At 59.0% G+C, this 14,884-nt stretch carries 6 protein-coding genes and 3 pseudogenes; 7 read left to right on the top strand and 2 right to left on the bottom strand.

Translation table 11 applies throughout. From position 1 onward, the window contains the following. Positions 1 to 521 precede the first annotated feature (521 nt). The 5 genes and pseudogenes from MTX23_RS26320 (at position 522) to MTX23_RS26300 (ending at position 6,943) form a co-directional block, all read left to right on the top strand. Complete coding sequence (locus MTX23_RS26320) at positions 522 to 2,135, top strand: acyltransferase (protein WP_280973115.1); 1,614 nt, start codon at positions 522 to 524, stop codon at positions 2,133 to 2,135. A gap of 980 nt (positions 2,136 to 3,115) precedes the next feature. Continuing rightward, positions 3,116 to 4,192 (top strand): 3-oxoacyl-[acyl-carrier-protein] synthase III C-terminal domain-containing protein, encoded by a 1,077-nt coding sequence (locus MTX23_RS26315; RefSeq protein ID WP_280973114.1) that lies wholly within the window; start codon positions 3,116 to 3,118, stop codon positions 4,190 to 4,192. A gap of 406 nt (positions 4,193 to 4,598) precedes the next feature. Beyond that, a pseudogene (locus MTX23_RS26310) lies at positions 4,599 to 4,715 on the top strand (transposase); the annotation flags it as partial. 182 nt (positions 4,716 to 4,897) lie between these two features. Next, positions 4,898 to 5,242 carry an IS66 family insertion sequence element accessory protein TnpB gene (gene tnpB / locus MTX23_RS26305; protein ID WP_280973113.1) on the top strand — a complete coding sequence of 115 codons (345 nt, stop codon included), beginning with the start codon at positions 4,898 to 4,900 and terminating at the stop codon, positions 5,240 to 5,242. Positions 5,243 to 5,316: 74 nt separating this feature from the next. Further along, positions 5,317 to 6,943: pseudogene (locus tag MTX23_RS26300) on the top strand (IS66 family transposase). Positions 6,944 to 7,145: 202 nt separating this feature from the next. On the opposite strand, the gene MTX23_RS26295 reads toward MTX23_RS26300, so the two are convergent. Continuing rightward, positions 7,146 to 8,741 (bottom strand): carbohydrate porin, encoded by a 1,596-nt coding sequence (locus MTX23_RS26295; RefSeq protein ID WP_280973112.1) that lies wholly within the window; start codon positions 8,739 to 8,741, stop codon positions 7,146 to 7,148. A gap of 2,280 nt (positions 8,742 to 11,021) precedes the next feature. After that, the gene (gene hemN, locus MTX23_RS26290) at positions 11,022 to 12,356 is read right to left on the bottom strand and encodes an oxygen-independent coproporphyrinogen III oxidase (protein ID WP_280978200.1); all 1,335 of its coding nucleotides are present in this window, start codon (positions 12,354 to 12,356) and stop codon (positions 11,022 to 11,024) included. A 1,551-nt stretch (positions 12,357 to 13,907) separates the two neighbouring features. Between hemN and MTX23_RS26285 the strand changes: the two genes are divergently transcribed. Next, positions 13,908 to 14,153: a type II toxin-antitoxin system VapB family antitoxin gene (locus MTX23_RS26285; RefSeq protein ID WP_280973111.1), complete on the top strand. Its 246-nt coding sequence runs from the start codon at positions 13,908 to 13,910 to the stop codon at positions 14,151 to 14,153. Then, positions 14,153 to 14,549 (top strand): annotated as a pseudogene (locus MTX23_RS26280) (type II toxin-antitoxin system VapC family toxin). The gene MTX23_RS26285 and the pseudogene MTX23_RS26280 overlap by 1 nt, the downstream one beginning before the upstream one ends. Positions 14,550 to 14,884 lie beyond the last annotated feature (335 nt).

The raw sequence follows: 14,884 nt of genomic DNA, 5'->3' as shown, positions 1-14,884 counted from the left end.
TGAGCGGGCAGATCGTCCTTCACCGCCTTCCAGACAATCTGGCTATCGGCTCGCTGATACTCGTGCCGCAGGATGTTGCCGATGCTCGACTCTCGCTTTGGTTGTTTCGACGATGTCATCGTCCTTGCAGACGACGATCAAATCGAGGCCCACGCGGTTCACCGAACGTGTCGCCTTTCACGGTCACGAAAAGAGGGTGGCTTGCGCAAGAAATTGTCGAGTACGAGAAACAGACCAGCCTTTTCCGAACCATCCTACCAGAAAGCAGAGGTGCAGATTCAACGAACTCCTCTATAGGCTGCGCAGGGCGCGTTCAACCGGTCGAGCGACTTGGGCGGATCGGCCACTCGATCGGACAAGCTCGCGTGAGCGGGCTCGCCTCCGTTTTCTTCTCTCGCTCTGTTTGCGTCTCCGTCGCTGTCGTGCGGTAGATTTGATGAGTCTGGACCCCTGGCAGACTGCGTTTCGTTTACTCGGCCACCAGGGTTGGTACACGCTGCCGCGACCGGCGAAGGACATCGATGGCGAAACAGATACCCGCATTGACCGGCATCCGATTTATCGCCGCAGCAAGCGTGGCATTGTCTCACGGCGGCAGCCTGTTCCTGGAGGGCGCCAACCTGACACTCGATATCAGTATCGGGACGCTTGGCCTGCTTGGAATGTCGGTCTTCTTCGTATTGAGTGGTTTTGTTATCCAATACAACTACGGCACCACGATTGCCGACAGTCCGCGGAAAGCGATACCGGACTTCCTGGTGGCGCGCATAGCGCGAATCTATCCACTCTTTGTCGTTCTTTTCCTTGTTGAACTGCTGACCGGACCGATGGCCTGGCGCTGGCTTCTCGGAACGCCGGGACCGGCAGAGGGATTTTCGTGGCACATTGTGCCGTTTCAACTCGCAATGCTCCAAAGCTGGTTCTTCGCAAACGTCGCTGGTGTCGCGCCGATCTGGCAGTATGAGTCGATCGGAACAGTCAGTTGGTCGGTCAGCACCGAATGGTTCTTCTATCTCGCCTTTCCGATCGTTTGCCCGTTACTTTCGCGCATCAGAACCGTGCCTGACGCAATCCTGTGCGCAATCGGGGCGGTCACAATCGAACTGGGAATCGACGTTGCGATATTGACTTTTCAGAACCATATCAATCTGTTTGCGCTTCATACCTATGGGACGGAGACGGCTCTGCCGAATTGGAACAACAGCCCCATCCTTTGGCTCGTTTACTTCTCGCCCTTCTGCAGGGTATGGGAGTTTTTTCTCGGCTGCTCTTTGGCTAAACTTCACGAGCTGTGCCTGGCTCAGAATTTGAGACCATCTCGAGTTCTCCTTGACATCGTCGCAGCGATTGGTGTCGTCGCGGTAACCTCGGTGTTCTGGTTTACTGCTCATAAATCGCCATTTGGCTTGCAACTCACCCTGTTCGATATCGCGCGCTGCAACGTCGCCCTGACGGCGCCGGTTGCGTTGATCCTTGTTGCAGCCGCTCATCCCGTCAGCAGTGCAGGACGGTTGTTGTCGGCAAGATGGCTTGTCTTCCTCGGAGAAGCGAGCTTTGGCCTGTATCTTGTTCACTTCATCATCTACAAGCGCTTTCCCGTCGTGCATTGGCAGACGAGCAGCGAACTGTTCGCCCATCTCGGGGCGCTCGCATTGGCTTTCACGCTGGCTGTTTGCGTCGCCGTCCTGCTGCATTTCAGTTTTGAGGTGCCTGCACGAAGGCTGATTCGAGGATGCTTTCAAGACGCCACCGCTCAGCAGCGCAGGTCCGTGATTCGATTGTGCGGTGCAGGCTTTGTCACCCTTGCCGCCGCTGCCGTTGTGTATGCAGTCCAAGGTGCAACCGCATACGCCGTCACACAGCCGGGTATTTCAGTTGTCGCTGGCACTTATGGCGGTAATTGCCGCTGGATGTCAGCGCGCGGCAACGCCACGCGCGCGCTTGCCGCGGCCTGTAATGGCAAGAACGAGTGCACATTCCGGACAAGAATGGAGGATATTGGAGATCCGGCTCCAGACTGTGCGAAGGAGTTCACGGCAGCCTGGATCTGCAGGGGTGATCGATCGATCCGCTCTGGCTCGATTCCTGCCGGGGCCGAGCTGGGCTCGGCGCTGCAGATCTCTTGCGACCATTAAGCTCGCGCTTTTCCGCCGGAGCGCTGCGCAGGCCCTTTAGCAGAGGATCGCACGGTCAGACTTTCGCCGCAGATCGTAAACTGGACGGTCGGCGCCATCCGCCGGCGCCGTTACGAGAATTGGGACGCTGATTGATCTGAAGACATCGATGCGGATAAGTGGCCGCCATGCCGAGCAACCCGCGCTGGTACCCTTTGTCGGGCAGTCGGACATCAATGGTGGCATTGACTGATCCGGGAGCACCGACACCGGTTGAGGCCCCGACGATGCTGATTGTGAGCCGGTGCCGAACCTTCAACTGCCCCGCGGCTGGGTTGTCTACCTAGCCAGGGCCCATCATCAAGCGCCCGGACTTTGCCGATCTCGGGCCTCGGGCGACAATGGACGCCACAGTCCTCACATCGACGCCCGATCATCGAGATGTTGGATCATGTCTCGTTCCCAGTACGTCGCCATGATCTGTTTTCCAAGGTCAAGAAGCCAGCCGCAATTGCGCTATGTGAACATCGGCTTCGACCACCAGAGCAACCTTTCCGCGCGTAGTATAGGCCGGAGCCGTCACGAGGCGAGCTAACAACCTTGCCGGCCAACTACCAACCTTGGCAATTGATGGAGCAGACCGACGCATGGCAATCCTGCTCCATAAATCGTGAAGGAAGTCGCACCGGAATTGGGCTCAAGAATGAAAAAGGTCTTGCTGGGCGCCGTGGCTTTCATCGCGCTGGCCACTCCCGCCTCCGCCGCCGATCTGGAGGTGAGGGCTTCGCTGCACCGCTTGCCATGGCATGCCATCATGCGACAGGAGGCCCATTCGGCGACGAGATGGGCCTTGGTCGTCCGTGAGCTCTCGCGGGAATGGCCTCTGCAGGGACATCGACATTGGTTTGCTCCGTGCCAACGTCCACCGAAATGGCGCGGACGTCGTGACATACTGATCCTGGCATTGGATCAAGCCTTCCGCACAGCAAACAGAGGAACCGATGTCCAGAATTTTGGCTGTTGGGACGGCGCTACCGCCATTCCGACTTTCGCAGAGCGACGCCAAGCAACTGGCGGGGGGCCACTTCGGGTCCAGGGTACAGGCGCTTAAGAGGTATCTCAGCGTATTCGACCACGCGTTAGTCGATCAGCGTTTCCTTTGTGTTGCCCCCGAATGGCTTCTCCGCGAGCATCGGATAAGTGAAACAAATCAAATATATTTGGAGTGGGCAAAGCAGCTCGCGTACGAAGCGACAGTGCGCTGTCTCGACAGCGCCGGCATAAAGCCCGAGCAAGTCGATAGGGTCATATTCATTTCAACGAGCGGGATAGCGACCCCCAGTCTCGATGTGGATCTGATCTTGAAGGCAGGATTACGAACGGATGTAAAACGGACGCCCGTCTTTGGCCTCGGATGCGCGGGGGGCGCATCCGGGGTGAGTTTGGCAGGAGCGATCTGCCGCGCGGCGAACGAACGTGTTCTTCTTGTGGCTGTCGAACTGACATCGCTGACATTCCAGCCGAATGATCTCACACCGAAGAACGTTGTCGCTGCGAGCCTCTTTGGTGATGGCGCTGGCGCGGTCCTGATTGGCCCAGCTGAAATCGGTGTCGGCAAATTGGATATCGTGAGAAGTACGAGTTTGCTTTACCCCGAAACGACGTCTTTGATGGGCTGGCATTTTGGCGACACCGGATTTGAAGTCGTCGTCTCAGAGCGTATCCCATCAATGATCAGCGAATTGATGCCCAAGGCGTTGCGGTCGTTGCTAGGGGAGGATGGCATCCATCTTGATCAGGTGAAGAGCTTGATCTTTCATCCAGGCGGCAGGAGAGTCTTGGAGGTTTTTGAGCAGAGCCTGGGTAGACCGTCTAATGAATTCATGTCCAGTTATGAGACCCTTCGACGTCATGGAAATATGTCGAGCGCAACCGTATTGTTCGTTTTAGATCACGTGCTCGCGCATGCGGAGCAGGCGCCAGGATCATACGGAATCCTGGCTGCGTTCGGACCAGGGTTCTCGGCCGAACTGTCGCTACTGAAATGGGCTGAGGACGAAGGAGCCGGACGGCAGTAGCAGCTCGGCAGCACAAGATATGTTGAGCTCCGGCCAAGATGCCCTTCACTTTGGCCGGTAGCGCCGCGATGGCGTTGCAGCAAACGGAGCAACAGCAATCACCGACCAATTGTGAATCAGTCCATCAAGGATGGCGTTTGCCGCAACGGGACATCAGACGGTACGCAGTCGACCGCCCAACGGTCGTGATACCAGCATCCTGTCAAGTCATTGTCGGCGGCCGCTGCTGCGTAAGCGCGTAGGTCACCCCACGTAGCGGATGATGTTCGATTGTCGGAGAATCTCCTGGTGATTTGTCCCAGGAGTTCATGAGAGCGAACATATGTCTGATAGCAAGAATTTCGAAGTTATCACGGCTACAGCTGAGCGGCTTTCGGTCAGTCCTGGGCGGAGCTACCGCACTTGGTCGCGGGAGGAGAAGGAACGGATCGTCGGCGAAACGTTTGCACCGGGAGCGAACGTTTCGGCGATCGCGCGCTCCCACGGGCTCGATCCATCGCAGTTGTTTGCGTGGCGACGCAAGGCGCTGGCCTCGGGGCTGGTTGCGCCGGCGTCTGGGGCGCGAGCGCAAGCGGTCAAGTTCGCGCGGTTTGAAGCCGTGGCGGGCGAAATGGTGGAAATTGTCGTCGGCGATGTTGTGGTGCGCATTGGCGGAGAGGTGGAGGTAGAGCGGCTTGCCGCCGTGATCCGGACGGTTCGGCAGGCATGATCCCGGCGGGTGTTCAGGTTCACGTAGCCAGCACGCCAGTCGACTTCCGCAAGGGAGCGATGGGGCTGATGGCGCTGGTGCGGGATGGTGGCATCGATCCGTTCTCAGGGGCGCTCCACGTCTTCCGCTCGAAACGAGCGGACAAAATCAAGATCGTGTGGTTTGATGGAACTGGGGTTTGCCTTTTTGCCAAGACGCTTGAGGAAACAAAGTTCTGCTGGCCGAGGATTGCGCCGACCCGGGTGCAGCTGAACCATGCGCAATTGCTCGCGCTGATCGACGGGCTGGACTGGACGAAGGTCCGTCCGGTGGTTGTGAAGCGCCCGGAATCGGTGGGCTGACAAGCTGCGGCGAATTGAATCAGGGCGGCTGAAAGGTTTGGGAGATTGGCGGCGACTCTGCTGTGATGGCGGCGATGACGACGCCCGTTGCAGAGCTTCCGACGACCCTTGCCGAAGCCCATGCGCTGATCCTCGCTTTGGCGGAAGAGCGGGCGGTGATCGAGGCCGAAAACAGCCGCATCGCCTCTGAGATTGCAACACTGACGGCAGCCAACGCCGATCTTGCCGCGGTCAATCAGGCGGCCGACGGGCGGATCGTGGAGCTGACGGCGATCGTGAAGATGTTGGAGCGCACGCTTTACGGCACGCGCTCGGAACGCTTGCGTAGCGACACGCCGAGCGATGAGCAGATCGCCTTCGTATTTGACGAGATCGCCACCGGCGTGGCGGCCATTGAAGCCGAACTGGCCAAGGCGGGCGGCCGGGACAAATCGAAACGCGCGCCGCGGCCGCGCAAGGAGTTCGGCGCGCATCTGGAGCGGGTGGAGATCGTTGTCGAGCCCGAGGTGCCCCCTGGGTGTGAAGGGTTGGAGAAAGTCCTGATCGGCGAGGATGTGTCGAGGCGGCTGGACGTGACGCCGGCGAAGTTCCGCGTGATCGTCACGCGCCGCCCGAAATACGCGTATCGCAACCGCGATGGCGTGGCTCAGGCTCCGGCCCCCGCGCATCTGATCGAGAGCGGCCTTCCGACCGAAGCCCTTCTCGCCCAGATCGCGGTGGCCAAATATGCCGACGGGCTACCGCTCTACCGGCAGGAAGCGATCTACGCGCGTGACGGCGTCGATCTCGACCGGTCGTTGATGGCGCAATGGATGGGCAAGGTCGGTTTTGAATTGCAGCCGCTGGCCGACTATGTGCTTGAGAAGATCAAGCAGGGCGAACGGATCTTCGCCGACGAGACGACCCTGCCAACGCTCGCTCCCAGATCCGGCAAGACGCAAAAGGCCTGGTTGTGGGCCTATGCGCGCGACGATCGGCCATTTGGCGGCATCGGTCCACCGATGGTGGCTTATCGCTTTGAGGACAGTCGCGGCGGCGAATGCGTCGAGCGGCATCCGGCGGGCTTTGCCGGCATCCTGCAGGTCGATGGCTATGCCGCCTACAATCGGCTCGTCAGGTCAGCGGGTGCCAATGAGGGCGTGCGACTTGCGGCTTGCTTCGCGCATGTCAGGAGACGATTCTACGAGCTGCACGTCAATGAGAGCTCGCCCCTGGCGACGCAGACTGTCACGACTATGGCGGAGCTGTGGGCGATCGAAGCGGAAATCCGCGGCCTCGATCCTGACACGCGAGTGAAAGCGCGCCAGGAAAAAGTCCGCCGCGATCGTCGCGGCGCTCTTCGATCTGTGGGACAAGGGGCTGCCGCGCCTGTCGGGCAAATCCAAACTCGCCGAGGCGATCCGCTACGCCACATCCAGACGCGCCGCCCTCGAGCGCTTTCTAAGCGACGGCCGTATCGAGATCGACTCCAACACCGTCGAGCGGGCAATCCGGCCGCAAACCATTACAAGAAAAAATGCGCTCTTTGCGGGTAGCCATGGCGGCGGCCGGACCTGGGCGACCATCGCCACGCTTCTGCAGACCGCGAAGATGAACGATGTCGATCCGTACGCCTGGCTCACGCAAACTCTCGAACGGATCGCGCAGGGCTGGCCGATCTCTCAGATCGATGCTCTCATGCCCTGGCACTTCAAAGCATGAACGGCCTCAGCTTCGCGCTTACGCTGCTGCAACACCCATCCGCAGCGCATTCGCGTTCGAGGGGGCCGGCCCTACCACAAATTGGTCGAAAGCCGGCAGATGCGCGTCGAGCCCTGATTGGCCTGCCTTGCAGGCGAGATATTCGAGATGACGCAGGTCATGGGTCCCTGTAGGGAAGGTATTTCGCATTTCAGACGGGCCGTTAGAAGAATATAGATGTCGATACCAGGAGATTCAGGGCATGTCCTGTTTCTACCGCGTGCGTGATGCTTGTCGGGGTATGAATGTATGTCAGACCGACGCTTGCATAGATACCTGGTGCCAGATGCGCGGTATATGTTGCCGAGATCGCCGTAGTGTCGCGATGCGCAAGTTGCTGTTTGGTCAAGGCGGCATCCACTGCAAACTTGCTCCAGACCATGTTGGTGGCAACAAGAGCAATCTGATCAGTCGGCCTGCTATCAAACAGTCCCCTCGCATAAAGGCGAAGCTCGTAATACTGGCTGAGCCTATTCACGTCGGGCGGAGCGCCCATGACCGAGAAACCACCATAGATGCCATGAGATGGTGCACTCCGGGCATCACTTTGCCAGAGCTGTCTGTCGGCAGCGACATAATAGAAATGATTGTCGTTTGCCCTTGGTCGAGCCGGGTCCACGACGTTCCTGTAATGACTATTGTTGAAGCCAAAGCCTGCCCGCAGCCAAGTATCGGGTATGCCAGGAGCAGCTTTGGTCTTGTAGCCAATTTCATCGATGAGAAGAACGCCGGCGTTGGCCGTGCTCCAGTTTAAGCCCGTCGGGTTCTCGGTTATTTCCGCATATTGACCGTCCGGATTGAGCGAGCGTTGGATCGAGACTTTGTCATACAAGCGATCGTCAAAATTGTACTTCAGGTTGACGGCAGGCCTTGGCGCGGCATTGTTGCTCATGCCGGCCTGGTACAGGAGAAAAAGGGTCGCGCCCGTAATCGCTCCGGTCACTGCACCTGCGAACTCATTTTGATTCCTGAGATAACCGAGCTTGAGTTCGAGTTTCCTGTCGAAAAAGGTCTGATAGTAGGCCAGCGTATTGAGTCCCAGTCGATCCGGGCCTGGCCGCTCCCATGTCCAGTATTGCTGCTCGGCGCCCACGACAATCTGGCCATCTGAAATTCCAAAGCGGCTGAGATCGTAGGTTACGGTCACGATATTTGCGCTGTAGAACGTCGGATTCTGGCCCATGTAGAGCTGATTGGCGATGGTGCTTCGAGCCGCATTTGGAAGTTGATTGTCGACAATGGCGTTGAGCGTCCAGCCGGCGTAACCGATCCCGAGGTCGGCTAGCGCGGATCTAACGCCGCCAGTATCCTGATCTATCGTATCAGCGGGACCGGGTATATTGAGCCACATGCCTTTTTCACGAAGGTTCTCGAATTTTGCGAACGGATCGATCTGCTTTTGAGTTCTCTTCAAAGCAACGTCATGCGCGCCGTCGCGCTTTGCGGCAAGCATACTGGTGGTCGGTGCCAGCGCTAAGCTGCCGATTGGACGCGGTGCCTGGTTCAGCTGGCGGCGTCGGGGCGTCGTCGCCGGATTCGACGCCGTTTGAGCTTGTCTTTTGCTAGCTTCATGCAGAATGTCTGTTCCTGGGTTGAGCACGTTGACGCTTTGTGCCAGCGCGGGACTAGGAAGCAGACTTGCTGCCACAGACAATGCGACAACATGCGCTCGCTGTATCGGAGTCGATCGACGCTCGAGTACGGCTGCCGCAGCCGGATACATCAAAATCGATATAGCCACGAACAGGCGATCATGCATCGTGAACTCCGCGTCTGTACTGCTGGTCTTGAATGAATTGCGCTGCGGCTCGACTGGTTGTTGAGCTGCCCGGTGACTGAGGGCAGTCGGGATTTGACAGCACTTGGCCGACCAGCGAGCCGCAGCTCAGCCATCCCCCGAGCTAGATCGCAGGCCGTTACGTCATGGCAGGCAAGGCGAGTACACGATGACGACTCGTTGGCGCGCATGCGGCGCGTTCCGCAGTGCTGGCCCTAAACATATCTCGTCAAAGACCTCTCCTTCGAACATATGCCAGTCGCCCAGAAGGAGGTCCTCGCCCGCCAGGGCGGGACTCCAGGACGTGCCGGAGGCATCGTGTCGCCGAACGACCATGGGCCCGGAGACCAAGGACCTTTGACGCATGAGCGCCAGGCGATCGCGTCCGAATGTCCTATATGGCGTTCGAGCGGATCTGAAAGCTGCAGATGAGGAGTGGCAAACCCAACAGGTCCGTTGGTGCGGCCAGATTGATACTGCAATCCCAAGTTTCCTGACCTGTGATCCGTCCGGTATTCGCTGGCCACGATTGCCATGTCCCGGTCATCTCGATCAATTGCCAAGGTTGGCAGTTGACTGGTTCTCAAGGCGTCACCCGAGACCGTCGCGATCCCGCGCTTGGGTCGCGGCACAATCAGGAGATTCGGCAAGGCCGGCTCGTCAGTTACAAATCGAGTGTCAGTCACTCCAAAGTGCTGCTGGCTGACACCCGCTCTTATGCGCCGCTGTCTCGGCGAGGCGGCGTTGAACCGCAAAGTTCTGCATCGCGAACGCCGCGCTCTGCCGATCGAGGGCCGGATAGATAGACCCGCAACAAGCTGGTCGAGTCTGCAGTTCAGTCGAGCATCGAAGATCCGTGTCCGGGGGCGGTGAGATTGGCGAGTGATCCACATGATTGGTCTTGCGGGTTATGCCGGCTGCCGCGTTACTGCCGGGTGACCTGGCGTAAACCGGCGAGCAGCTCGTCGAGCAGCCGCGGTGCCCGATCAAGACTTTGCTGGCCATGCCAAGTGACGACGCCAGGCTGAGCTGCCGAACGGCAATCGAGGGAATTTCGGCTGGCGCGCATTCGAGCGCCCAAAAAGACGAAAGATAATCTGCAAGGTTCTTCTCAATGGCGACAAAATGCTGCGGCGGGGTCAATAGTGACGAGAACTGTTGCGTCGCGGTGGCGCGATGATGTAGAGGCGCGCGTGCGCAACGGTGTCGCATCGCGCTCCTCATCAAGTGCGCCTCATAGGGCACATGACCCAAAACGATGGGATAACGTCGCCGCTCAAGATGTTGTGGCGGCCGCGGTTCGCTGACCCGCTTCTGGGCGCGTCAACGGAGCCGATCCGGATCGGTGCGTCGGACGAGGGATGATGTAGATGATGGATCAAGCCGTGACGTCGGAGTTGCCGCCGATCTTGCGGAGGTCGTCCAGGCGCCCCCCTGTGTGTTCTGGTGCTCTTAGTTTTCTGCCTCGGGCTGGGCGCTGCGGGAGTTTATTTTGGGGCAAGCATCGAAGAGGTTGGCGAGGTAGCGGCCTCCCGTGAAGCTGTCGCACCGCTGGCCTTGTCTGGCAGGACAAGGCAGCCCTGTCTGAAATTCAATCAGGACAACGCGAGGTCGGCGATGGGATCGCCGAGCTCAAGCTCAGCATCGATGCCCAACGGGCCGACCTAAAGCGAATCGCGGATCAGATCGCAGCCTTGGCTTTACGAATCGATTTGTTGCAGAAACTGACGTCCTCCGCTTCTTCTTCTTCTTCCTCTTTTGTTCCTCGTTCGCCAGACCAAGCCGTTGCGAACCCCGCCAAAAGAATGCCGCGGTCCGCCAAACCACAAGGGCCAGTTTCAGTCGGAGGGGCGCCGTTGACATCGAGCTCAAAGACAGACGAGCCTTGATGCTCTCAAGAGTGCGAACGGCGCAGTCCCGCCCGTGAAAGGCGCGAGAAATACACGTCGGACCGGTAGCTGATGCTGTTTGCCGGCCGAGCATCACGCGGCTTTCTACCATCAGATGCTTCGCGGGGAGCGGCACGCGTGGACTATCCCAAGAGTCATCGTGAGGTTTCTCGCGGCTCGCTTCGCTCAGTCAGCAGAGCGAATAATCAGCCGTGTGAGAGGAAGGTTGCAGCTCCATCGCACGCTTCGCCGGCAATGTTGAGCCGATGCTGTCAGCCGCACCACTGCAGAGGAGCGGTTGATGAATACCGAAGCGCCCGACCGAAGATGGAACGGAGCCGCAGCAGCCGCAATCTTATCCTGTCTGGCCCTGTTAATAGGGTGAGCGGCCGAGATAGGCGTCGAACGCGGAAGCAACCGCGCGAAGTACAAAGCGGTGCTCCTGCTTTACGCGGATGAAACCCTTATCGATGTCCACGAGGCCGTCCTCGGCGAGCATCTCCAGGCGTTCAGCCGAATCAAGAAAAGCGGCCGGGTCGAACCCGTGAGCGGCGCAGATGGCCGACACATCGACCTGCAAGTCGCACATCAGCCGCTCGATGATTGCGGCGCGGAGGCGGTCTTCGTCGGTGAGAGTGTAGCCCCTCGATATTGCCAGACGGCCGGCCCTGATGTGCTGGTTGTAGGAACCCGTCGCGATTTCGTTCTGGACGTAGCCATCACCAAGACGGCCGATGGCCGACGGGCCGAAGCCGATCACGGTCTTGCAGGTGTCAGCCGAGTAGCCCAGGGAGTTGCGTCGCAGCCGGCCGGCTTTCTGCGCCAGCGTAAGTTCGTCGTCCGGCAAGGCAAAATGGTCGAGCCCGATTTGACGGTAGCCGGCGGCAACCAGCGTATCGGCCACGGCCGCAGCTTGCTCGGCGCGAGCGGCGTTATCCGGGAGTGCTTCCTCGTCAATCAAGCGCTGTCGCTTCATATAGGACGGAACGTGCGCGTAGCCGAAAACCGCGAGCCGATCGGGGCGCATGGCAATCGCCGTTTTCGCAGACTGGACGCAGGACGGTACGGTCTGATTTGGCAGACCAAAGATCAGGTCGAAATTGATGCGGCGTATACCGTGTCGACGCAGACGTTCGACCGCGGTCGCCGTCTGAGCCTCGCTCTGGACCCGGTTGACCGCCTTTTGAACGATGGGATCGAAGCTTTGCACGCCGATGCTTGCGCGATTGACCCCGGCGGCTCCCAGGGTTTCGGCCATCTCAGCCGTCAACGCGCGCGGATCGATCTCGATTGCGATCGTTGCCATTTTGCTGAACATGAAGCAGCGGCGTAGAAGTTCCAATAGCTCCAGGAACGCCGTTGGCCCGATGCTGGTCGGTGTTCCGCCACCGAAGTGCACGTCACTCACCGGTAACGCCTGCGGCACGTGATCTGCCACCAAACGGATCTCGTCTCGCAGCATTGCCACAAAATCGAGGATCGGCTTATCCCGACACGTAAGCTGTGTCGGAAAGCCGCAGTACCAGCAAATCGATCGGCAGAACGGAACGTGGAGATAGAGCGATACAGGATCGTCACCAGGAAGACGCCTCAACCATCTCTCACAGGCGCCGGCGCTGACTGCCGCTGAGAACTCCGACGCAGTTGGATAAATCGTGTACCAGGGCAGCCGAGCATCGCAGTATTTATCCAGGATTGAAGTCTGCAATGGTTTGCTGTCCCAGAGTTCTGTTGCCATTAACCTGTTCGCTGCGCGCGAACCTGTCTTTGCGCTATGTCAATCGGTCCGCCCTCGTTGCAAAGCCTGCGTTCCGTGATCTCCTTGCGAAGCGCGCGGCTTAGCGGCGGATCGCCGGTGAGGTGGCGTGAGACTAAATTTATCGATGATCAGCCTACATGCCGTGCCTATCTGCTAACCACCAACTCGACCCTGGTGTGATACGGCGCTCCTGCCAAATGGTTCACGCCGTGAATGACGCCGATCGAATAAGCCGGATCGCTCGATTAAGACACCTCTCGGACAGAGGCCTTGAACTCCACGTCGAGTTCCCGGGGTAATGAGTGCCTGAACGCGATCGTGCTCGGAGGACACCCAGCTTCGCCGCTGGAGGGTTTCGCGGAAAAAATACTTGAAAGCTTGAGGAGAGCGGACGCGTGAGGTCCGTTCTGCGGTGCATGACGACAGCGGCATGTGAGACGCTGACGATGAGAGCATCATGCCCTCCTTGATCGTTGTCGCAAGGCCCGCGCGATCACGAACGGGAAACTGTTTACGGAAGGGTGCGCCGAATTGGAAATCATACAACTTGACGCTACGTACGATTCAAGCTCCCGCACGGTTGCGCACGAATGTATTTTTGAACACCCGGGCTCAAGCGCAGCGCGCCTCAATTCCGCCACGCTACTTGTTTCATTCCCGGCAATATCATCCGGATGTACTGATGATGTGGGGTGGACCCGGCGCACTTATTACCCGGCAAAGTGCGTCGGGGGCGCCTTGGTTCAGGGCCTTCGATGACCAGAGCCAAGCAGCTCATCTAGCTTTCATAAGAGTTTGGAACGTTCGATCCTGTCAGCACGCGTACGCGATGCGCTCTTGTGCGTCAGCACCTGCTGTCGTCTGCTCTCATGCAATCGCTTACTGCCCGTTAGGGCCGGAGCTTGTGTCATTCGCACAAAATCGCTCATGCTTTTCATCTCGGCATCGCGACGCCGAACATCGCCAAACGGACGTTCGATGGGTGGGACGCACCAGGACGAACAGGCTCCCCAAGGGAGGCGAGGCGTGTGAAATGATATAGATACAATCTCTCGATGATCCAGCGCCGGTGGCGAGCGCCGGCCGATCGGTCGCCCTTGAACGCGTCCCGATTTTCGCTGTTTTGGAAACGAAGATTTGTCACGGCAGCCATGAATACTGGCCGAGCCAGTTTTGGGGCGGGGCGGTGAAGCGCGACATCGCCCCAAGCCGCCGGCTTGATCGCCAAGCGCCGTGCGCTCTTCCTAAGATCGTACTCACGTATGATTAAACTAAAGGTTGCATATGGAACTGAGCGAAGGCCGACGGAAGATCGCCGCGATCAAGTTCGACCGGGATGGAACCAGGGCTCAATCACCACAATGTTGAGCAGGAAGCTGCTATTCTCACCGGAATAGGGGAGGGTCGGGTTTTCATTTTGCCCGCAATTGCCAATCTGTCCTTGCCTAGTATATCTAAATCTATATATGCGGATATACGCGTAGTGTAGAGAGCTGCGTCATGGCCTTCTATATTAAGAATCCGGAGCCCGATGCGCTGGCCCGCAAGGTGGCCGCGCTCAAACGAATTGGCCTCACCGAGGCCGTGCACACCGCGTTGGCCCATGAGCTCGAGCGCGAACAAGGCACTCCCTCCCTAGTCGAGATCGGCGTTCGGTTCTGCAGCGAGCTGCGCGCGAAAGGCAATCCGGCGAAGGGCCAACCGGCCGACCGGGCGTTCCGCGACAGCCTGTACGAGGATGGCTGATGTTCATCGATGCCTCGGCGCTGACGGGCGCTGCTCACTGATGAGAGCGAAGCGCGCGAGCTTCTGGCCCGCCTGCAGATGACGCGAACCCGCCTGACTTCGCCGCTGGCGGCGTGGGAGGCGGCAATCGCGGTCGCGCGGGTGCTCAACCTGCCGATCCACGAGGCGGCGCAGGCATTAGAATCCTATCTCGTGCTGGTCAAGATCGAGATGGTGGCGGTGCCGCCGCAGGCGGCCAGGATCGCGCTCGACGCCTTCGATCGCTACGGCAAGGGCCGCCATCCCGCGCGGCTCAATTTCGGGGACTGTTTCGCCTATGCCTGCGCCAGACACCTGGGCCAGCCCTTAATGTTCAAAGGTGGCGATTTTGCGCAGACTGACATCGAGGCGGCCTGACCGGAGTGCGGCAAGAGGCCGACGTCGCCCCCAGGGCGCAGCCAACCCACCAACGTGACAGAGGCGCAAATCTCTAGTTCTCGGTGGTCCAAACTTCGGTCTCGCTGCAACAATTCCGAGAGGTTAACCGCAACTCAGTGGCAGGTCACGAGGGAAGGTTGAGAGTGCCTATCACGGTGAAAAGACACGGCTATCGCATATGGCACTGGCGAGCTTATGTGATGGACGCTCCGAGATTCGTCGGGCACCTTGTCCCGGCAATGACGTCTTTTTCGCCGGGAAGCCAAGACATGGATGCCAAGGGCGGCCCAAGGCCGGCATGACGAGTTTGTGGA

This window comes from Bradyrhizobium sp. ISRA436 (genome assembly GCF_029910015.1).
GTDB lineage: Bacteria > Pseudomonadota > Alphaproteobacteria > Rhizobiales > Xanthobacteraceae > Bradyrhizobium.
The sequence above is the reverse complement of the archived record's forward strand: the minus strand, read 5'-3'. Positions and strand labels throughout refer to the sequence as shown.

Excerpts from the sequence above, each read along its gene's own strand:
- MTX23_RS26320 (WP_280973115.1), top strand. The coding sequence starts at position 522 with ATGGCGAAACAGATACCCGCATTGACCGGCATCCGATTTATCGCCGCA.
- MTX23_RS26315 (WP_280973114.1), top strand. The coding sequence starts at position 3,116 with ATGTCCAGAATTTTGGCTGTTGGGACGGCGCTACCGCCATTCCGACTT.
- tnpB (WP_280973113.1), top strand. The coding sequence starts at position 4,898 with ATGATCCCGGCGGGTGTTCAGGTTCACGTAGCCAGCACGCCAGTCGAC.
- MTX23_RS26295 (WP_280973112.1), bottom strand. The coding sequence starts at position 8,741 with ATGCATGATCGCCTGTTCGTGGCTATATCGATTTTGATGTATCCGGCT.
- MTX23_RS26285 (WP_280973111.1), top strand. The coding sequence starts at position 13,908 with ATGGCCTTCTATATTAAGAATCCGGAGCCCGATGCGCTGGCCCGCAAG.